The sequence below is a fragment of the Scytonema hankhaensis NUACC26 genome, assembly GCF_045865695.1.
GTDB lineage: Bacteria > Cyanobacteriota > Cyanobacteriia > Cyanobacteriales > Nostocaceae > Scytonema.
On record NZ_BAACAP010000233.1, the window covers coordinates 62,554 to 82,731 of the forward strand.

The 20,178-nt window shown below is 41.9% G+C and carries 16 protein-coding genes and 1 tRNA gene; 10 read left to right on the plus strand and 7 right to left on the minus strand.

Features of this window, described 5'->3' with window-relative positions; translation table 11 throughout:
- The first annotated feature begins 172 nt into the window (after positions 1-172).
- On the plus strand, positions 173-1,552 hold the full coding sequence (gor, locus tag ACKTT2_RS36420) for a glutathione-disulfide reductase (RefSeq protein WP_407895856.1): 1,380 nt from the start codon (positions 173-175) through the stop codon (positions 1,550-1,552).
- Positions 1,553-1,684: 132 nt separating this feature from the next.
- Positions 1,685-2,329 (plus strand): YqiA/YcfP family alpha/beta fold hydrolase, encoded by a 645-nt coding sequence (locus ACKTT2_RS36425; RefSeq protein WP_407895857.1) that lies wholly within the window; start codon positions 1,685-1,687, stop codon positions 2,327-2,329.
- A gap of 8 nt (positions 2,330-2,337) precedes the next feature.
- Here the strand turns inward: ACKTT2_RS36425 and ACKTT2_RS36430 are convergent, their stop codons facing one another.
- Together ACKTT2_RS36430 and ACKTT2_RS36435 are read right to left on the minus strand one after the other, a co-directional pair.
- Complete coding sequence (locus ACKTT2_RS36430) at positions 2,338-2,898, minus strand: hypothetical protein (protein WP_407895858.1); 561 nt, start codon at positions 2,896-2,898, stop codon at positions 2,338-2,340.
- Positions 2,899-3,604: 706 nt separating this feature from the next.
- Positions 3,605-4,231 carry a GNAT family N-acetyltransferase gene (locus tag ACKTT2_RS36435; RefSeq protein WP_407895859.1) on the minus strand — a complete coding sequence of 209 codons (627 nt, stop codon included), beginning with the start codon at positions 4,229-4,231 and terminating at the stop codon, positions 3,605-3,607.
- A gap of 633 nt (positions 4,232-4,864) precedes the next feature.
- Here ACKTT2_RS36435 and ACKTT2_RS36440 point away from each other — a divergent pair.
- From ACKTT2_RS36440 to ACKTT2_RS36460, 5 genes are all read left to right on the plus strand, one after another.
- The gene (locus tag ACKTT2_RS36440) at positions 4,865-8,446 is read left to right on the plus strand and encodes a response regulator (RefSeq protein ID WP_407895860.1); all 3,582 of its coding nucleotides are present in this window, start codon (positions 4,865-4,867) and stop codon (positions 8,444-8,446) included.
- Positions 8,447-8,570: 124 nt separating this feature from the next.
- A complete protein-coding gene (locus ACKTT2_RS36445; protein ID WP_407895861.1) occupies positions 8,571-8,888 on the plus strand; it encodes a hypothetical protein in 318 nt (105 codons plus the stop codon).
- A complete protein-coding gene (locus tag ACKTT2_RS36450) occupies positions 8,885-9,079 on the plus strand; it encodes a hypothetical protein (RefSeq protein WP_407895862.1) in 195 nt (64 codons plus the stop codon). Before ACKTT2_RS36445 ends, ACKTT2_RS36450 begins: the two co-directional genes overlap by 4 nt.
- A gap of 197 nt (positions 9,080-9,276) precedes the next feature.
- Positions 9,277-10,395, plus strand: coding sequence for a hypothetical protein (locus ACKTT2_RS36455; protein WP_407895863.1), 1,119 nt, complete (start codon positions 9,277-9,279; stop codon positions 10,393-10,395).
- A 78-nt stretch (positions 10,396-10,473) separates the two neighbouring features.
- Positions 10,474-10,544 (plus strand) — tRNA-Gly (locus ACKTT2_RS36460).
- A 167-nt stretch (positions 10,545-10,711) separates the two neighbouring features.
- Here ACKTT2_RS36460 and pstB read toward each other — a convergent pair.
- The 4 genes from pstB to pstS form a co-directional block, all read right to left on the minus strand.
- On the minus strand, positions 10,712-11,518 hold the full coding sequence (pstB, locus tag ACKTT2_RS36465; RefSeq protein WP_407895864.1) for a phosphate ABC transporter ATP-binding protein PstB: 807 nt from the start codon (positions 11,516-11,518) through the stop codon (positions 10,712-10,714).
- A gap of 46 nt (positions 11,519-11,564) precedes the next feature.
- The gene (gene pstA, locus ACKTT2_RS36470; protein WP_407895865.1) at positions 11,565-12,449 is read right to left on the minus strand and encodes a phosphate ABC transporter permease PstA; all 885 of its coding nucleotides are present in this window, start codon (positions 12,447-12,449) and stop codon (positions 11,565-11,567) included.
- Between the two features lie 20 nt (positions 12,450-12,469).
- Positions 12,470-13,420 (minus strand): phosphate ABC transporter permease subunit PstC, encoded by a 951-nt coding sequence (gene pstC / locus ACKTT2_RS36475; protein ID WP_407895866.1) that lies wholly within the window; start codon positions 13,418-13,420, stop codon positions 12,470-12,472.
- Positions 13,421-13,716: 296 nt separating this feature from the next.
- Positions 13,717-14,916 (minus strand): phosphate ABC transporter substrate-binding protein PstS, encoded by a 1,200-nt coding sequence (gene pstS / locus ACKTT2_RS36480; RefSeq protein WP_407895867.1) that lies wholly within the window; start codon positions 14,914-14,916, stop codon positions 13,717-13,719.
- A gap of 448 nt (positions 14,917-15,364) precedes the next feature.
- Between pstS and ACKTT2_RS36485 the strand changes: the two genes are divergently transcribed.
- Together ACKTT2_RS36485 and lspA are read left to right on the plus strand one after the other, a co-directional pair.
- The gene (locus ACKTT2_RS36485) at positions 15,365-15,952 is read left to right on the plus strand and encodes a biotin transporter BioY (protein ID WP_407895868.1); all 588 of its coding nucleotides are present in this window, start codon (positions 15,365-15,367) and stop codon (positions 15,950-15,952) included.
- Position 15,953: 1 nt separating this feature from the next.
- Positions 15,954-16,424 carry a signal peptidase II gene (gene lspA, locus ACKTT2_RS36490; RefSeq protein ID WP_407895869.1) on the plus strand — a complete coding sequence of 157 codons (471 nt, stop codon included), beginning with the start codon at positions 15,954-15,956 and terminating at the stop codon, positions 16,422-16,424.
- A gap of 276 nt (positions 16,425-16,700) precedes the next feature.
- Here lspA and ACKTT2_RS36495 read toward each other — a convergent pair whose 3' ends face one another.
- On the minus strand, positions 16,701-17,396 hold the full coding sequence (locus ACKTT2_RS36495; RefSeq protein ID WP_407895870.1) for a hypothetical protein: 696 nt from the start codon (positions 17,394-17,396) through the stop codon (positions 16,701-16,703).
- 414 nt (positions 17,397-17,810) lie between these two features.
- On the opposite strand from ACKTT2_RS36495, the gene ACKTT2_RS36500 reads away from it, so the two are divergent.
- On the plus strand, positions 17,811-20,078 hold the full coding sequence (locus ACKTT2_RS36500) for a transglycosylase domain-containing protein (protein ID WP_407895871.1): 2,268 nt from the start codon (positions 17,811-17,813) through the stop codon (positions 20,076-20,078).
- Positions 20,079-20,178 lie beyond the last annotated feature (100 nt).

Sequence of the window (20,178 nt, forward strand, 5' to 3'; positions counted from 1 at the left end):
ATGATGAATGATGAATGAAAATAAATTAAAAGAATGCGCTCTCTAAAAGTAGGGAATACGAGATTTTAGTAATTTCTGAAAAAAGGTACTGCTATTCCAAGCATCTTTTTTCAAGTTTCATAATTCATAATTCATAATTCATAATTCCCAATTCAGTAAAGGAAATTCAGTTATGACATATGACTATAACCTGTTTGTGATTGGTGCTGGTTCTGGAGGTTTGGCAGCTTCCAAACGTGCTGCTAGTTATGGGGCAAAAGTAGCCATTGCCGAAAATGACTTAGTTGGTGGAACCTGCGTGATTCGCGGTTGCGTTCCTAAAAAACTCATGGTTTACAGTTCCCACTTTCCAGCATTATTTCAAAATGCAGCTGGTTATGGTTGGAAAGTTGGTGAAGCAGAATTAGATTGGGAACATTTCATCACATCTATAGATAAGGAAGTCAGGCGGTTATCGGAACTTCATATTAACTTTTTAGCAAAAGCAGGAGTTGAACTCTTTAGAAGCCGCGCTACTATCGTAGACCCACACACTGTAGAAGTTGATGGACGTAAGGTAAGTGCAGATAAAATTTTGATAGCTGTGGGTGGGCGTCCTGTTAAACCAGATATCCCTGGAATCGAAAATGCTATCACCTCTAACGAAATGTTTCACCTCAAGGAGAAACCAAAGCACATTGCCATCATTGGTGCTGGATATATAGGTACGGAATTTGCTTGTATTATGCGTGGTTTGGGCTGTGAGGTAACACAGATCGTTCGGAAAGACCTGATTTTAAAGGGTTTTGATGAGGATATTCGTTTGGGAATCCAAGAAGGGATGATAGAGCATGGGGTGCGGATTGTCAAAAATTCTATCGTGGATTCGATAGAACAAGTTCCAGAAGGATTAAAGTTAAATTTATCGGGAGAACATACAGAACCAATTGTTGCTGATGTTTTTCTTGCCGCAACAGGTCGAGCACCAAATGTAGAAGGGTTGGGTTTGGAAAACGCTGGAGTTAATGTCGTTCCTAGTGCTATTGAAGGACCGGGCTATGATACTATGAGCGCGATCGCTGTCAATGAATACAGTCAAACGTCCCAACGTAACATATATGCTGTCGGTGATGTCACTGACAGAATGAACTTAACTCCTGTTGCTATAGGTGAGGGTCGTGCTTTTGCTGATAGTGAATTCGGGGATAACTGTCGCGTCTTCAGTCACGGAGATATTCCAACTGCCGTGTTTTCCACACCAGAAGCTGCTACAGTTGGTTTGACACAAGACCAAGCTAAGGAAAAACTCGGAGAAGATGGAATTAAGGTTTATCGCACTCGCTTCCGCCCCTTGTTCCATAGTTTGACAGGCGCAAGCGATCGCACAATGATGAAGTTAGTCGTAGACGCCAACACTGACAAAGTTTTAGGCGCTCATATGGTAGGAGATGGCGCAGGCGAAATCATTCAAGGTGTTGCGATTGCTGTTAAAATGGGTGCTACCAAAAAAGATTTTGATGCCACTGTCGGTATCCATCCTACATCCGCAGAAGAATTTGTTACAATGCGATAAGAATTATGAATTATGAATTATGAATTATGAATTATGAAATAAGTCAGTATCTTTATTCAGCATTCATAATTCATGAATTATGAAACAACTCAGTATCTTTGTTCAGCATTCATAATTCATAATTCATAATTTATGCAGTACATTTACCTTCACGGTTTTGCGTCAAGCCCTTGTTCTGCTAAGGCAGTATATCTTCACGATTGCTTTACCCAAGTTCATATTAAGTTAAAAATTCCCGATTTAAATGCGGGAGACTTTACCAACTTAAGCATTTCCCGTCAGTTGAGTCAAATCTCATTAGAATTCCCAGATCCTTCTACATCAGTCACCTTAATTGGTTCTAGTTTGGGTGGTTTAACCGCCGCCCATTTGGGACAGCAGCATCAACAAGTTAAGTGTCTTGTGTTATTGGCACCTGCTTTTGGATTTTTATATCATTGGTTACCTAAGCTAGGAGATGAAGCGTTACAGCAATGGCAACAAGAAAAATATCTGATGGTTCATCATTATGGAGAGAAACGTTCTCTTCCTCTAAGCTATAATTTCGTTTCGGATGCCTATCAGTATAAAGAGGAGGTTTTGCAGCGTCCCACTCCAACTTTGATCTTGCACGGCAAACACGATGAAGTCATTCCCATTCAAGCTAGTCGCCACTTTGCCCTTCAACGTCCTTGGGTGAAGTTATTAGAACTTGACAGCGACCACAGTTTAAGCAACGTCATGCCAGAAATTTGGCAAGCCATCCAACAATTTTGTCTACTTACCGCTCACAACTAACGACTAACTTATTCATCATAACTTTCTTCTGCCAAAGCATCGCTTCCCAATCGACGCGATATTCGGACTGTTTGCGGTAAAACACCTACCAAAAAAGCAAATGCTTCATCAGGTAACTGAGCAACCATTTCTGGAGGAAAATATTGCTCAAATTGATCTAAAACCTTCTGAACTCGCTGTTGGGGAACTGGATTTTCTGTGATTTGCTTTATCAATCTAATCCATTGCCTCCGGATCAAGTAAGCCTTTTGACGTTCATCGTGAGTCTCGGGAGTTAATAAAGATAGATTTCCTATTGGTAGCGCCCCTACACAGTCGCGATCGTAATCACCTCCAACAGCTGCTCCTGGTCCGGCAAACTCAGCATGGAAATGTTTAAAAAGTATTAAACCATTTCGCCTGCGACTGTTGACCATAAAAACTTTTCCGCTAAGCAGCATAGTTAGGAGATCCGAGCCATAGGGTTGCTCAGTTCCATCTGGCATGACAAAATAGTCAAGGAATCTGGTGTCAGGGTAATAAGTAGATACCATAGCAGATTGATAGCGTTGGTACTTTGCGCTATCCATTTTTTCTCAGAGTTAAAGGATTTTGGGGATAGTTGGCAATTTGATAGAAGAACGGTTGTGCGCTCGGAGTTTTGATTTTTAATATTAATAATTACAATGCCTATTTGCAAAAATTTTAATAAATAGACAATGTTCTGTATTAGAGTAATCATATTTTATGAGATTTAACTGGATTTGTCTTCAACTGGAGATGTATTTTTTTAAAGTTTTTATAAAGATGGATACCTTAAATACAAAGTTCTTGTAAGGATTCACTGGAATATTTATCGTAATATTACTGATGTCAATCTAAATATAGCAATCCTAGCTGATTTTTAAAAGTTTGCGGTATCCCTATTCCTAACTTCTTAAAGAAGTCAGGGATCTAACTTTTCCCGAACGATTTAAAATTTCTCTATCTATATTTATGCAAAAGCTTTTGCTGTTTCTTGTGTTATTCCATAAGGAGATACAGCATAAAAAGCCTCTGTTTTAAGAAACAAGCGTTTACTAACAAAAAAATCGATAGACTTTAATCTTAGTGTATGGAGAATTATACACTTGTAAGATACAATTTTTTCTTTGTAAAAAAATAATAAATTTAACTAGCAGTAAAGACCTAAAAAGATAAAATCTGTAAAATTTTTCCTATGCAAAAGTATATCTAACAGTAACCAGCGAGCCTCTAAGTCACTGGTCACTGGTCAGGTGGTCACTGGTCAGGTGGTCACTGGTCACTGGTCAGGTGGTCACTGGTCAAATGTTTATGTAAAAGAATCTGGCGCGAACGTCTGAGAAAAAAAGCATTTAAGCAAGACTCTACCTTATAGACTCGATACCCCAGCTTAAAATAGAGGTGGCGTGCCTGGTGGTTGTTCTCTAAAACATGAAGATATAAATCTTGAAATCCCCAGTTCAAAGCAACTTTTTCACAAGCTAGAAGTAAACCTGACGCTGCTCCTTGCCTGCGATATGTGGGATGAACAGCTAGATTGGACAGGTAAAGAACCCTCTTGGAAACTTCAGTCCACGAATCATTAAATCTTACACCCATCTCTACTGTACCAACTAAATCATCCGCTCTGAAGTTCGTCGTGTTAGCAGCGACCAAACACAGGTGATAGGGAGCACTTGATGCAAGCCGATGTCTTAAATCTTCATAAATACCCAAACGCAATAATGGAAAAAGCCATCCCAGAAGACCATTTTGGGAGTGAAAACTCTCAGCAATGATTTGAGCAACGCCAGTCAAATCAGCAGGTGTAGCTGCACGAATTTGAAACTTAGAAGGGGCGTTGGGGGTGGCGGCTATCTTTGGCTCTTCTAATGGTGAATGAAAAAACCAGGGGTTCAAAGCTAGTTTAATCTTGATTTTATGGAGTGTGACTGTTCTCAACTATCCTAAAACACCTTCTTACCTAAGACGATAATTTTAAGATTTCCGGTGAAGTTAAGATCTGAGTGCAGGTAATATAAGGAGTGTTGTGGCAGTTTGCTAGTGCTGATTGTTAAACTAGGGTTAGGTCTTTGTCTAATAGTATACTTTGATGATTACCCGTATTATAGTACTATTACAAACTCTACCACGATAGCGAGCGATAAAATTTCTTCAAAAATGTTAGCGATCGTGCTGTAGCGGGAAAACTTAAATATGCAGCCTAACTAGCTGGAGTTTTATCCACTCATGATGCTGCATTGTAGTGTTTAATAATTTTCGTTGGAGGTCAGGGATAGAGTTGGCAAGAATTCAATGATTCTGTTAAGACTAAAGGTTACCCATCAACCTCCCAAGGAGTGCATCCCTTGTAAATGGTAATCCATACCAGTAATTGAGGCTTTTGGCTGTGAATAAACTTTCCTCCGCCCAGCAGTTACGTAGGCAAATAGCCCTACTATTAAAAATGTTCTGCTTTCACCTAACTCTGATACATAACTACCACTACGGATTATTATTTATGCGTCTGCCGTTGCAGCAGGAAAGCGGTGCATGAAATCTCAAGCAAACAGTAAACCCACTATTCTGGTTGTTGACGACGAACCCGACAACCTCGATCTGCTATATCGTACCTTTTATAGAGACTATAAAGTACTGAGAGCCAACTCTGGTCCAGCAGCACTAGAATTATTGGCAAAACAAGAAGATGTGTCAGTCATCATCTCCGATCAACGGATGCCGATGATGAGTGGTACAGAATTTTTGAGTTTAACAGCAACTCAATATCCAGACATTATTCGGATTATTTTAACTGGCTACACCGATGTCGAAGATTTGGTGGAAGCAATTAATGCTGGTAAGGTTTTCAAATATGTCACTAAACCGTGGGAAGCCGAAGAACTGAAAACAGTGGTACGCCAAGCTTTGGATACCCACAATGTTTTGAAAGCTCGAACCCGCGAATTAACCCGCACCCTCCGCCAAGAATCGCTGCTGAACACTGTTACTAATACGATTCGTAGCGCTCTAGATTATCGCCAAATTTTACAAGCAATTGTAGATACCGTAGGTCATATGTTGGAGGTGGACGTGTGTCTTTTGCGTCCCTTTCAAGATAACCAACTGGTGAACGAGGAATTTATTTATCAGAAAGCTAGTGGGGACTGGGGACTGGGGACTGGGGACAAGGAACTAGAGACTAGGGACTTGGGACTAGGGACTGGGGACAAGGAACTGGAAACAGAACCATTACCCCAATCGCCAATCGCCAATCGCCAATCGCCAATCGCCAATCGCCAATCGCCAATCGCCAATCGCCAATCGCCAATATCCCAGACACTATGGGAAACTCGCGAGGTTCAGGTTATCAATCAAGTAGCAACTGACGATCGCATTCAAAGCGATCGCCCCGAATTAAAAAGCCGTGCAACAGCTTTTGCAGAGGCGGAAATTTTTTCTAGCTTGATAGTCCCTCTCATTTGCCGACAAGAACTGATGGCAGTACTCGCCCTACACCAGTGCAAAACTCCCCGGATTTGGGAGGACGATGAGGTGCAGTTAGTGATGATGGTGGCAGATCAAGCAGCGTTGGCTCTTTCTCAAGCTTATGCTTACGAACAAGTCCGCGCTTTGGCAAAGCGGGAATCTCTGATTAATACAATTACTAGTGCAATTCGTTCTAGCTTAGATCCTCAAGAGATTTTTGCTGCTATTACCCAACAACTAGGACAAGCTTTACAAGTGGACGGTTGTGTTCTGTCATTATGGACAGAGGAAGATGAATTTGTCCAACGTGTAGGTTTATATGAGAATTCTTATACTACTTTATTAAATGAAAATTTTGGCAAGCACGAGCAAAATGGGAAGCAAGATTTACCCATATCTCAGTCGTCTATTCAAGAAAATCCTATCTTACAAGAAATACTGCGGATGCAAGAACCAATTGCGATCGCCGATATGAACCAATGTCCGCCGGAAATCAGAGGATTTGATTTGCCATTACGACTCCCTGCCCGCTCGCTTCTGGTAGTTCCTTTACTCGCTGATGGTAAAATCATAGGGAGTATTACCTTGCGGGAAAATAATAGGGCAAGACAATGGCTCGCATCAGAAATAGATCTGGCGAAAGCCGTTGCATCTCAAGCAGCTATTGCCGTACAGCAATCCCACCTCTATCAAAAAACCCGCGAACAAGCCGAGCGTTTATTAGAATTAGATAAACAAAAAACTGAATTTTTTCAAAATATTTCTCACGAGTTCCGCACTCCCATAACTTTAATTCAAGGACCTTTGGAAGCAGCAGTGGCTTCTAAAGAAGGGCTGTCTTACTCCCAAAGTGCGATCGCATTACGGAACTCTCGTCGTTTGTTACGACTTGTCAATCAATTGCTAGATTTACAAAGGTTGGATGCTGGTCGCATGCAGCCCGGTTTCCGTCCCTGTAATTTAGCTGAATTTGTCAATCAAATTATAGAATCGTTTCGCCCCTATTGCGAAAAAAAGGGATTACAACTGCTCAGCAATCTAGAAGATTGTCCCAGAATCTATTTGGATATAGAAAAATTTGACAAAGTAGTGTATAATCTCCTATCGAACGCTATGAAATTTACCCCAAATGGTGGCACGATTAGCGTTACGGTGCGATCGCAAGGAAATCAATGTTTACTACAGGTACAAGATACCGGAATTGGTATTGTCAAAGAGCAAATTCCTTACTTATTTGAGCGTTTCCGTCAAGCAGAAGGTTCAGAGAATCGCTCCTATGAAGGAAGTGGTTTGGGTTTGGCTCTTGTTAAAGAATTGGTAGAACTTCATGGGGGTGAAGTCACTGTTCAATCAGTATACAAAGAAGGAACAACCTTCACAGTGTCCCTAATTCCCGGTAGCGCTCACTTAAACGTAGAGCAGGTTCTGGAAACACCATGCGAGTTAAATATGAGTCGCGCTAGCGTAGAGTTAGCTGACTTAGAACTTATAGAAGAAGAAACGGAGAATTGGGGACAAGGGACATTGGAAGAAGAGAAAGCAGCCACTCATTCCTCCAACACTTCCACTGCTTTAGTCTTAGTAGTAGATGATAATGCCGATTTGCGAATATACGTGTCTGGAATTTTACGTGCTAACGGATATCAAGTCCGTACAGCCCGTAACGGTTTAGAAGGCTTGCGGATTGCCAAAGAATTTGTACCTCACTTAATTGTCAGCGATTTGATGATGCCTGTGATATCAGGATTAGAAATGATTCGGGAAATCCGCAACGAGGAGAAGTTAAAAGGAATACCTATCATTTTACTGACAGCAAAAGTTGACGAGGAAACTCGGATTGAAGGGACAGAACGCGGAGCAGATGCTTATTTAGCAAAACCATTTAACGATCGCGAACTTCTTGCAGAAGTTAGGAATCTTTTAGCCCTAAAAGAAAACGAACGGCGGGTTTTAGAATTGAATACTTATTTGACAGAATCCGTTTTGAAAAGGTTTTTGCCAACAGTTTTAGTACAAAAAGCAGCAGTTGGAGATCTAGTTTTAGATTTACGACCAGAACCCCGTTTAATTACAGTTTTGTTCAGCGATATTGTAGGTTTTACTCAATTATCAAATACTTTGCGATCGCGTCGAGTTGCAGAATTATTAAATGAATATTTAGAAGAAATGACACGAGCCGTATTTAATAACGGCGGTACAGTTGATAAGTTTATGGGAGATGCCATATTAGCTCTATTTGGAGCGCCAGAAGAACTCACACCCAACGAACAAGTTAGAAGATCTATTAACACAGCAAGAGCTATGCTGCGATCGCTCTCACAATTAAATAAGCGATGGAGAGAGCAAGGAGTGTTTGAAAGTGACGGACGTACAGGCGTTCAGTTTCGCTGCGGTATCCATCAAGGGACAGCAGTCGTAGGAATGTTTGGCAGTTCCGAACGCGCTGACTACACAGCCATCGGTCCGAGTGTAAACATTGCAGCGCGATTGCAACAAGCAGCACTTCCCGGTACTATACTAGTTTCTGCAGCCGTAGCAGATTATTTACAGGACGAAGAAATTACCAAATGCAGCCCCTTAGAACTGAAAGGAGTAGACGAAACAGTTCTTACCTTCTCCGTAACCCCAGAAGTGGTAGTTAATAGATAATGGTTAGTTAGTAGGGTGGGCAATGCCCACCAAAATTGGACTACGTATATAACAATTAAGTAAGAAACTAAATCTCTCACAAGATGGAATAATTGTTTTTTGGCTGTGTTTTAAGGTGAGAACTATGACAACAAGCAAACCTACTCGTACAGCACGCCGGGGGCGAATATTCCCCGAAATCCAATGGACTGAAGAACAATTTGCCAAGTGGGAAGCAGAACGTGAAGAATTTTATCAACGTTGCAAACCCATTTTTGATAAAGTCAGCTCTGAGTTGATAGAAACTCATTACAACTGGTTTGTTGCAGTTGAGCCAGATAGCGGTGATTATTTTGTTGATAAAGATTTAGAACTAGCTTCATTGCGTTGTCTCGAACAGCACCCTACTAAGATACACTATAGTTGCCGAATAAACGAAACTGGGGTTTGCGGCACAATATGATAGATGGTTTTTTTGGTGATGAGGATGCATTACTTTTTGAAATTAGTTTGATAACATCGAAGGGATTAGAGTTACTAGTTGATGGACTTCTTGATACGGGTTTCTCGTATTATTTGGCAATTGATAAGCAAGATTTAGATGGACTTGGTTGGCAGCTTTTACGAGAACAAACAATGCTCACTAAGAGATAATGGTGAGTGGTGAGTGGTGAGTGGCTAGTGATTAGTAGTTAGTATGAAAAATAACGACTAACGACTAACCACTATCTAATAACTTTATAAATATAGCGGTTTTCAATTGGGTGCAATACATAAAAAAGTTATGGAACCGCTGATGAACGCAGACGAACGCAGATAAATCTGTACTTCATTCAAGTGAAAATTGCTATATGATACAGCCTGTTGCTGACCAAACTCCAATACCAGAAAGAACTTACAGGCGACATACCGATCCACCTGGTTTATGGATTGCTGTCGCCTTGAGTTCTATAATTCTACACCTGCTACTATTTTGGTTGTTGCGATCGCATGGATTTAACCTTTTGCAAAAAAACTCTTCTAATGCCGTACCTATAGAATTTATAACGATTCCGGCAAAACAAACTCCAACAAAAGCTTCACTAACAAGACAACCAACAGCGCAAAAACCTTCTTCAGTCACACCTCCAAAACAAGTGAGTCCAAAGACTTCAGCAGCCAAATCGTCTCCTGTTGAAGACAATCGCGCCATCGCCTTTACAGATACTCCGCAAACCTCAATCAATCAGAACGTTAAACCCAAAAACCCAAAACCTCAACCTAAAAAAGTTGTTGTAAAGCCAGAACCAAAATTTCAGCCAGATCCAAAACCAACAAATCCTATTCCTCTACAAACGCAAGCACCAGAACCCACTTCGTCACCGGAGACTCCTCAGAACGAGCAACCAGAATCGACTCCTTCACCTAACATCACAGAGACTCCAGAACCTACTCCTTCATTTAGCCCAGGTGTTGAAGACACTACCAGCCCTAGTCCTTCACCGACCGAGACTAATAGCTTACCAGATAATCTGCCCAATACAGAAGGTGAAGTGGCTGTAGGTAAAGAAACGCCATTGGAAGATTTAGCTCCACCAGTGCAATCGCAATCACCAACTCCGCAACAAGGAGGAATAGGGATTGCGAGTTGGGATATAGAAACAGGTGACGTACAAAAAGGCACTCCAGAAGACTTAGCTCAGCCCATAGGAAAAATTCAGCAAAAAGAATTAAACATTTCATCTGAGGAAGAACCCACACCTGGACCCATAACCTTCCAAGCATCCTTATTGATTGACAGCAGTGGTAATCTCACCGATGTCTATATACCTCCATCAATTTCAGAACCTCAAAGCAGTCGATATCGAGAGTATGCGCTAGAACTTTTTAAAGACCAAAAATTTACTCCAGCGAGTATCAACGGGAAAAAGCCTCCAGTCAGCACTCTTGTTGTACGCATCACTATACAACCAGTGACCAGTGACCAGTGACCAGTGACCAGTGACCAGTGACCAATAACCACTTGTCATTTCCCAAACATTGTGTTATGTTTAAATAGTAGGAAATTTGCGGGCATAGTTTAGTGGTAAAACCATAGCCTTCCAAGCTATTGATGCGAGTTCGATTCTCGCTGCCCGCTTGGAATCAGGGTTAAGATTTTGGAAAAACTGGTTACAGTATGGCAAAATCTAGGGAATATTTGTGACTTTCCGAAATATGAAAAAAATAAGAGTGAGCATCGCTCACCCCACTATCTTGTCAAGAAACTGCTTAATTACTAATAATTACAACTAGTAGATGTGGTTATTAACCAAATTTACCACTGACATATTCTCTAGTTGCTTCTTGCTGTGGGTTTTGGAAGATCGATTCCGTGCGATCGTATTCTACGAGGTAACCTGTACGACCACCCTTTTCCGAGGTTTGGACGTTAAAGAAGGCGGTTAGATCGGATACACGCGAAGCTTGCTGCATATTGTGGGTCACAATAATGATTGTGTACCGCTCTTTGAGTTCGTGAATCAGGTCTTCAACACGTAAAGTAGATATGGGGTCAAGTGCAGAACAAGGTTCGTCCATTAAAATGACTTCTGGTTGAACTGCGATCGCACGAGCAATACACAAACGCTGTTGTTGTCCCCCGGAGAGAGACAATCCGCTTTGTCTGAGTTTGTCCTTGACTTCATCCCACAAAGCTGCTTGTTTGAGGGATCTTTCTACAAGTTCATCCATATCACCTTTGTACCCATTCAAGCGAGGACCAAAGGCAACATTGTCATAAATTGATTTTGGAAATGGGTTTGGTTTTTGAAACACCATTCCAATTCTTCGACGTACTACAACAGGATCTATATGAGGTGCATACAAGTCCTCACCTTGATAAAAAACTTTTCCTTCGGCTCGAAAAGTTTCAATTAGGTCATTGAGGCGGTTGTAGCAACGCAGTAATGTACTTTTACCACATCCAGAAGGACCGATAAAAGCAACGACTTTATTTCTGGGAACATCAAGCCAAATATCCCTTACTGCCAAAAAATTTCCGTAGTATACATTAAGCCCTTCTGTACGGAAAACGGTTCCCGTTTGATTTTCGCTTCTAACGTTAGTTGCCATAAAATTTTCTGAGGTTTGAATCTTAGAGTCGTGAAACTATGCGTGCTTAGCGGCGTTCGCGAGTTGCCCAACGAGCAATGATGCTCGTAATCAAAACTAACAACACTAAGATCAGAGATGCTGCCCAAGCCAGCGATTGCCAGTTCTTAAAGGGAGCAATTGCAAAGTTAAAGACCAACACTGCTAGAGAAGCAGTGGGTTGAAATAAAGTACTCGGCCAAAACTGAGAAAATAGAGCGGTAAATAGCAAGGGGGCTGTTTCCCCAGCCGCACGAGCGATCGCTAGAGTTGCGCCAGTTACAATAGCAGGTACAGCTGCGGGTACGACTACCCAGGAAACCGTTTGAAAGTTAGTTGCTCCCAAACCCACAGCAGCTTGTCGCAAATCTTTTGATACGAGTTGCAAAGCTTCATCAGTGGTTCGCACAATAATTGGCAACATGAGAATTGACAAAGCCGCGCCACCAGCAACTGCTGAAAAACCACCTGTTGTCGCGACAACAATACCGTAAGCAAAAACCCCAGCGATGATAGAGGGAACTCCACTCAGAACGTTAGTGGCAAAGCGAATCCATCGGGATAATTTACCACTACTAAATTCTGTCAAATAAATAGCTGCCAAGACTCCAAATGGAACGCTAATTAAAGCGGCAATCCCCACCATAATTAAGGTTCCCATAATTGCGTTACCAAAACCGCCACCCTTCACTAAAGGAGGTGGTGGTAGTTTGGTAAACAAATCGAGGCTGAGACTGCTAAAGCCTTTAATGAGAACGTAACTTAATACTGCCAACAAAGGCAAAAGAGCCAATGCTCCACATAGAAATGCTATACCCGTCATTACCGAACTAAAAAGCGTTCGAGATGACATAGGAGCGCGAGCTAAGTTACCAGTAAATCCGCCACCTGGTTGGTTTGGAACAGTTGCCATATTTTAAATACACCCACTTCCTACAGTCGCTTCACTCTTAAAACAATCAGTTCTGCCAGAATGTTAACTATCAGAGTTAATACAAACAGAACTAGCGCTGCATACATTAGAGCGCTGACTTGCAAACCACTTGCCTCTGCAAATTGATTTGCCAGTAGCGAAGAAATTGTATTGGATGGTGCAAACAACGAAGGACTAATCGTGTTAGCGTTACCAATAATCATTGTGACAGCCATGGTTTCTCCCATTGCTCGACCGAGTGCCAGCATTACCGCGCTGACGATACCAGAAAAAGCAGCCGGAATGAGAACTTTAAAAATAGTTTCCCATCGAGTTGCTCCCAACCCCACAGCTGCTTGACGCAAACTAGAAGGTACGGAAATGAGAGCATCGCGGGATATAGCTGTAATGATTGGCAGAACCATAATTGCCAAGATAACACCAGCAGGTAATAATCCTGGACCTGTAGGAACGGTACTAAACAATGGAATCCACCCAAAGTTAGCATTCAACCATTTTCCAATACCCGTCAAGATAGGAATGAGGACGAAAATTGCCCAAACTCCATAAACAACGCTAGGAATAGCTGCTAGCAGTTCTACTAAAAAAACTATGACTGTTTTTACAGGTAATGGTAACAAATTTTCGCTCAACAACACAGCAGTACCAACACCGATTGGTACTGCTATAAGTAACCCGATAAAAGCACTCATTAAGGTTCCATAGATTTGCGGTAGCACTCCGTAATCATTTGCGACGGGGTTCCAAGCGCTTTTTGCTAAAAAACCAAGACCAAATTCTCGAATTGCAGGTCCTGCTTGAATAGCCACTTGAACTGCAATCCACAATAAAAGTGCAGCAACTGCTATTGCAAAAATCCGAGTTAACCAGATAAAGCCATTATCGACTGATTTTTCTACTTGAGAGCGAGGTTGAATAGTAGGTTGACGACTCTCAGCTTGCATACTCATCCATTGATTGACTCATTAACGAAAAAAAGTGGGAGCGAACCGCACAAAGATCGAAGTTACAATTTCATGTTTTAAACAAGGTAACCGTTAAGATTATTTCAGCGGTTCTGCTTGTGTTTATGAAATGGGTGACGGCGAACTTGGAAAAGGGAGTAGGGGGTAGAGGTTAGGGGGGAGGGATTTTCCCATGATTAACAAACATAAAAATAGAGGTCAGAGAAAAACCCAATGCCCAACGCTCAATGCCCAATGACCATTTTCACAAGCCCTTGTTAAAATTTGTAAGTCTTGTTTCTCTATTTGCCAGTAGTAGTAGCAGTAGTTGTATTACCAGGAGCACCTCCCGCAATTTTGTAATCGGGGCTAATTGCATCAGCAGCAGCTGTAACTTTTTGCACTACAGGTTGAGGAAGGGGAACATATCCTAGTTCTGGAGCCAGTTTTTGACCTTCTGTTAAGCCATATTCAATCATAGCTTCCACTGCCTTGGCTTTTGCAGCGTCAGGATATTTCTTGTAAACCAAAATCCAGCTGTAGGTCACCATGGGGTAAGATTCTGCCCCTTCTGGATCTTTAATAAAAGCGCGGAGATTTTCTGGCAATGTAACAGATTCCAGAGTTTTTGCTGCTGATGCATCCGAAGGCGCAACAAATTGCTTTGCTTTGTTTTCTAAAGAAGCAAATTTCAGATCGTTTTGTTTGGCGTAGCCATACTCAACGTAACCAACAGCACCTTGTGTTTGCTGTATCTGGGCAGTTACACCTTCATTACCTTTAGCACCTACCCCAATAGGCCAGCTGACAGTTTTACCACTACCAACTTTAGATTTCCATTCTGGACTTATTGTACTTAAGTGTTCCGTGAAAACACCTGTAGTTCCACTACCATCTGAGCGGTGTACAATTGTAATTGGTGTATTGGGTAAGTTAACACCAGAGTTGGCGGCAGTAATTTTGGGATCGTTCCAGGTCTTGATTTTTCCAAGGAAGATATCGGTATAAACTTCCCGAGGTAGCTTTATCTGTTGCTCCACTCCAGGCACGTTGTATGCTACCACAATGCTACCAGCAGTCATCGGTAGTAAAAGAACACCTCTGTCTACTTTCTTGATTTCTTCATCCTTCATAGCAACGTCGCTGGCACCGAAATCAACCGTACCTTTGATAAATTGCTCGACACCTGCACCACTACCAACAGACTGATAGTTAACTTGCAGGCTAGAATATTTTTGATTGAGTCCCTGAAACCAAGCTGTATACAAAGGTGCAGGGAAAGATGCTCCAGCACCAGTTAAGGATACATTGCCACCTAAATCGAGTTTTCCAGGTGCGGTAGCAGTTGTATTTGTAGCAGTTCCAGTATTCTCACTAGTGTTATTACCAGTTTGTGCTTGCTGTTCTCCACCACCACAAGCAGCTAAGCTCAGGGCAAGTGCGAGTACTGAAGCTGTTCTCGTTAGGCGAGAAGAATTAATGACAGGGTAACGGAAAAGCATGAACGTGTAGTTTTACGAATTTTCCAGCTAAGCGTTTATACTATACAGCTGTAGAGTAAAGAAAAGGTTAACAAGGCCAAAGCTAATCATCCTAGTTTAATCGATATTACAAAAGTTAACATTCTTGACTGACAATATTTTCTTGAAATAAATTTTTTGAAAAACAAATGAACTTTTTTAATATATTTGTACTAAAAGAGAGATGAAAAATACGGTATCTTTATGATTTCTATTTTTAAGACAGCTAATTACGGGCAATAGACTAGAGCGATCGCGTCACAATAATTCTTCTCCCAATCCCCAATCGCCAGTTCCCATTCTCCAGATAGAGGTAGTTACTACTACCTTTCATTAACCAATATTTCTCATTCAATAATTTAAAAAATAAGATAATATTAGTTATTTTTCACTTTTATTTATACAAGTCCTTCACGAGAGTGCTGTGGAAATGCTAGCTGCATCCAATCAATTATTATGGTCTATGATTGGCTTACTCCTGACAATGGGTGGTACGTTCTTAGAAGCTCATGTTACTACCTTACCTTGGAGTTGGAGCCACCAGGGAGTTCACACTTTCTCACTGGGAGTCACCTATCAAATTGGTGGGGTGCTGCTAGTTGGTTGTTTGGGAGGCAAAAATGCTGGCGCACTCTCACAAATTGCTTACTTAGTTATGGGCTTAACTCTAATACCCGTATTTGCTGAAGGTGGTGGAATTGGTTACGTCAAGTTATCTCACTTTGGCTATTTGCTAGGCTTTATTCCTGGGGCATGGATTTGTGGACATTTTGCCTTTAAAGCTAAACCCAAGCTAGAAACTCTGACTTTTAGTTGTTTTTGTGGCTTGTTAACCGTCCACATCTGCGGTATTACTTATTTGATTATTAGTTCTGTTTTAAAATTGCAAGGCACAGAAACTTTGTCTTTAACGCAAGCAATGCTTAAATATTCTTGGTTTGCATTACCAGGACAACTTGCTGTGATTTGCGCTGTCGTTGTCATAGCATATGTGCTACGCCATCTTATGTTTTACTAGTATGCGTATAAAAAATAATCTCTTCTGGATTGCTGCCATAGTGGCTTTTTGCTTAGATCAACTGACGAAGTATTGGATAATGCAAACTTTTTACTTGGGACAAACGCAAGCCATATTACCTGGAATATTTCACTTTACGTATGTGACCAACACTGGTGCGGCTTTTAGTTTATTGTCCGGAAAAGTAGAGTGGTTGCGCTGGTTATCATTCGGGGTCAGTCTGGTGTTGATAGCAATGGCATTGTTTGGTCCTGCATTACATTTTTGGGATCGATTGGGATACGGTTTTATTTTAGGAGGGGCAATTGGTAATGGTCTTGACAGATTTATTTTGGGCTATGTTGTCGATTTTCTCGATTTTCGGTTAATTAACTTTCCTGTATTTAATTTAGCGGATGTTTTTATTAATGTCGGTATTGCTTGTCTATTAATTTCTACGTTTCAAAAAACACCAACTTCACATCATAGGTAAGTCAGCCGTCCCAAATAAAGATACTCCCTGAGAGTGCCATTCGATTGCCTAAACACGTAGGGTGGGTATTGCCCACCACATCATTCGCCATTGGTGGGCAATGCCACTCTACAGTACTACGGTACTACTGATATCCTTACCAATGAAGAATGACAAACGGTCGATGACCAATGGCGAAATGAAAGAGAGAAGTAAAATCCTATCATTTTACTTCTCCCTTATACTTATACCTAAAGATTCATTGCACCCGGAAGTGAGTTACAAATTATATACGAATTAACGAGGTCTGCTTGTGCCAGAACCGGAGCCGGAGCCAGGAGTGGTAGAAGGGGTATTGCTACCTGGTCCATCAGAAGGTGTAGTTTCAGTAGTACCACTAGGAGTATCTGTAGTGGCAGGGTCGGCTGGAGCTGTGCCTGGTGAAACTGTGCTGTCGGGGTTCGCGCTGTCAGGAGTTATGCTTTCAGGCTTTGTGCTGCCAGGAGTTGTGCCGCTTGGGGGTACGCTGTCGGGGGAACCTGTTGTGCCGCTTGGGGGTACGCTGTCAGGGGAGCCTGTTGTATCAGAAGGAGGAGCTATCTGAGTACCGCTTCCCCCACTTCCTGTCCCTGGTGTAGTAACAGGTGGTGGAGCAACATCAGTGGTACCGCTAGGATTATTTACGGTTCCGGGTTCTGCTGGGGCCGATCCTGGTGTACCTGTTCCAGGAGTTGTGCTGCTGTCAGACGGTTTGGTTTGTCCGCTGCTAGAAGGACTTTGAGATGCTGCGCCTGCACCTTGACACTGAGAATTCAGTGGGAAATTCTGGCACAGGATTTTCTTGCCCTCTGGAGAAAGTTTGAATGGTTTAGCAGTAGATGGCTGGTTACCCTGAGCAATTCGCTCAAACTTGCTTGATTGGGCAACAGCAACATTGCTTGAAAATGCTAAAGCAATAGCTGTACCAATGAAGGCTAAATATTTTCCGTTCATACTTACTTAACCTCAACACCTCAACGGAGTACTTCCGCTTATTTAAACAGACAATGGCACATAGAAAATCATCCTAAATGAGGAGATATATTTTTGCATTAAAATATATTTATGTGTTACTAAAGGAAAATTTATCAATTTTTAGTAAAAGATAATCATTAACAAGCAGAACTTACCTCTGTCCTGTTACCTTACAGTTAAAATAAGTATGACAATGAAAAAACAAGCTATAACAAGATAAACATGTGACAAAGTTAATAACATCAGTCAACAGATATAAATAGTTAACTTGAATCGGGAACTGTCAATTAAAGCCAACGTCTTCATAACCTTATGAGTAAAATGGTGGAATACTTGGTATTAAAGACAAATAAATCCCGGTTCTTCACTCATACACAGTAGTGTGAATAGCAGATGAGTTCCCCCCAACCGCCTCAAAAGCCACAAACTTTGCTTGGTCAAATAACTCAAGCAGTACAGACAATTCAAGCTAGAGTAGATTTCTCTAAACTGGCACTCAAGCCTAATGCCAAAGTACCGGAACTCTGGGTGCAGGATGCGGGGGCAGATAAAGCAGAAGTATATCCCCTATTGGGCGATCGCTATATACTGGGACGCAGTTCTAAGTCTTGCGATATCGTTGTTCGCAATCCAGTCGTTAGTCAAATTCATCTATCACTCTCCAGGGATTCTAACCAAAGAACTCCCCTGTTTGTCATTAAAGATGAAGAATCGACAAATGGCATTTATCGAGGCAAGCGACGGTTAAAATTCTTAGAATTGCGTCATGGTGATGTTCTGACTCTAGGTCCGCCAGAACTAGCAGCTTCAGTCAGATTACAGTATGTTAACCCACCTGCTTGGTATGTTAGAGCAGCAGGATGGGCAGGGTTGGGTTTAACTGGCGCGGTTTCCCTAGCAGCACTTGTCATTGGTGTTGAATCGTTAAAAGTCAATGTCAGACCATTACCTGGTGCAACGCGAGCACCAGTGGTAATTTATGCTCGTGATGGAGAAACAAGACTGCGAGAACCACGAACAACCGCTCACATTGATATGAAGCGGTTGCAGGATTTTGGTCCTTATTTGCCCGCAGCAGTTGTCGCTTCTGAAGATAGTCGCTATTACTGGCATTTTGGGGTCGATCCATTGGGAATTTTACGAGCAGTGTTTATTAATACTCGTAGTGGTGATGTCCAACAGGGAGCCAGTACTGTTACCCAACAAGTCGCCCGGAGTTTATTTCAAGGTTACGTAGGCAGACAAGATTCTCTCGGACGAAAATTCCGAGAAGCGGTTGTCGCCTTAAAATTAGAAACGTTTTACAGTAAAGATGACATTCTGCTGACCTATTTAAACAGAGTTTTTTTGGGAGCAGATACATCGGGTTTTGAAGATGCATCTCGGTATTATTTTGACAAGTCAGCCAAAGAATTAACACTGGCAGAAGCATCAACACTGGTAGGAATTCTGCCCGCCCCCAATGCTTTCGACTTTTGTGGAGATAGCGACAACAAGCTCAGAGCTATAGAATATCGCAATCGCGTCCTGAGACGAATGCTAGAAATGGGCAAAGTTAAACAGGATGAGTATAACAGAGCAAGGCGATCGCCTGTTGAAGTCAGTTCCAAAGTTTGCGAACGACAAGCAAAAACCATTGCTCCTTATTTTTATAGTTATGTCTTTCAAGAACTAGAGAAAATTTTGGGAAAAGAGTTAGCAACTGAGGGGAATTTTATTATTGAAACTCAGCTAGACCCACAAATTCAATCACAAGCGGAATTAGCGTTACGCAATCAAGTTAGCAGCGCCGGAAGAAATTTTGGGTTTTCTCAAGGGTCGATGGTAACTCTTGATACTAAAACAGGTGCGATTTTATCTATGGTAGGCGGTACAGATTACAAAACCAGCCAATTCAATCGTGCCGTTCAAGCAAAAAGACAACCCGGTTCCACCTTTAAAGTTTTTGCTTACACAACAGCTATCGAGCAAGGAATTTCACCAAGCAAATCTTATTCTTGTTCGCCTTTTCGTTGGGGAGGCTTTACTTATAAGCCCTGTCGCACGGGTGCGGGAAGTTTGACTGTTGCCACAGGGTTAGCTTTATCTGAAAACCCTATTGCCTTGAGACTAGCTCAAGATGTAGGGCTAGATAAAGTTATATCAACAGCACAGCGATTGGGAGTCAAATCCGATCTGGAAGCGGTACCTGGGTTAATACTGGGTCAGAGTGTAGTTAATGTATTAGAAATGACCGGTGCGTTTAGTGCTATTGGGAACAACGGTGTATGGAACCGTCCCCATGCAATTAGTAGAATACTAGATAGCAGCGATTGCCGCGATCGCAATGACCCAAAGACTTGTCGCGTGATTTATTCCTTTGACCAAGATCCAGAAGCCAACAGGCGAGTTTTATCACCTGAAGTTGCCGATACAATGGTGCGGATGTTGCGTGGAGTTGTAACAAATGGAACGGGTCGCAGTGCAGCCATTGGGTTAGGAGAAGCAGGCAAAACGGGTACAACAGACAAAAATGTTGACCTGTGGTTCATCGGCTTTATTCCCCAACGACGGCTAGCAACAGGGATTTGGCTGGGAAACGACAATAACGCTCCTACATCTGGTAGTAGCGCTCAAGCAGCACAACTCTGGGGCAATTATATGAAGAGAATTACGAAATAGGGGATTGGCAATTGGCGATTGGCGATTGGGGATTGGCGATTAGGATTAAGTAACTTGTACCTTCTTGTTTACCTACTCCCCAGTCCCTAGTCCCCAATCC

Bases quoted from the DNA above. Each gene is read 5' to 3' on its own strand.
- ACKTT2_RS36485 (WP_407895868.1), top strand. From the start codon at position 15,365: ATGCTAGCTGCATCCAATCAATTATTATGGTCTATGATTGGCTTACTC.
- ACKTT2_RS36445 (WP_407895861.1), top strand. From the start codon at position 8,571: ATGACAACAAGCAAACCTACTCGTACAGCACGCCGGGGGCGAATATTC.
- pstB (WP_407895864.1), bottom strand. From the start codon at position 11,518: ATGGCAACTAACGTTAGAAGCGAAAATCAAACGGGAACCGTTTTCCGT.
- lspA (WP_407895869.1), top strand. From the start codon at position 15,954: ATGCGTATAAAAAATAATCTCTTCTGGATTGCTGCCATAGTGGCTTTT.
- ACKTT2_RS36500 (WP_407895871.1), top strand. From the start codon at position 17,811: ATGAGTTCCCCCCAACCGCCTCAAAAGCCACAAACTTTGCTTGGTCAA.
- ACKTT2_RS36495 (WP_407895870.1), bottom strand. From the start codon at position 17,396: ATGAACGGAAAATATTTAGCCTTCATTGGTACAGCTATTGCTTTAGCA.
- ACKTT2_RS36455 (WP_407895863.1), top strand. From the start codon at position 9,277: ATGATACAGCCTGTTGCTGACCAAACTCCAATACCAGAAAGAACTTAC.
- pstC (WP_407895866.1), bottom strand. From the start codon at position 13,420: ATGAGTATGCAAGCTGAGAGTCGTCAACCTACTATTCAACCTCGCTCT.
- gor (WP_407895856.1), top strand. From the start codon at position 173: ATGACATATGACTATAACCTGTTTGTGATTGGTGCTGGTTCTGGAGGT.
- ACKTT2_RS36425 (WP_407895857.1), top strand. From the start codon at position 1,685: ATGCAGTACATTTACCTTCACGGTTTTGCGTCAAGCCCTTGTTCTGCT.
- ACKTT2_RS36440 (WP_407895860.1), top strand. From the start codon at position 4,865: ATGAAATCTCAAGCAAACAGTAAACCCACTATTCTGGTTGTTGACGAC.
- ACKTT2_RS36430 (WP_407895858.1), bottom strand. From the start codon at position 2,898: ATGGATAGCGCAAAGTACCAACGCTATCAATCTGCTATGGTATCTACT.
- ACKTT2_RS36450 (WP_407895862.1), top strand. From the start codon at position 8,885: ATGATAGATGGTTTTTTTGGTGATGAGGATGCATTACTTTTTGAAATT.
- pstS (WP_407895867.1), bottom strand. From the start codon at position 14,916: ATGCTTTTCCGTTACCCTGTCATTAATTCTTCTCGCCTAACGAGAACA.
- pstA (WP_407895865.1), bottom strand. From the start codon at position 12,449: ATGGCAACTGTTCCAAACCAACCAGGTGGCGGATTTACTGGTAACTTA.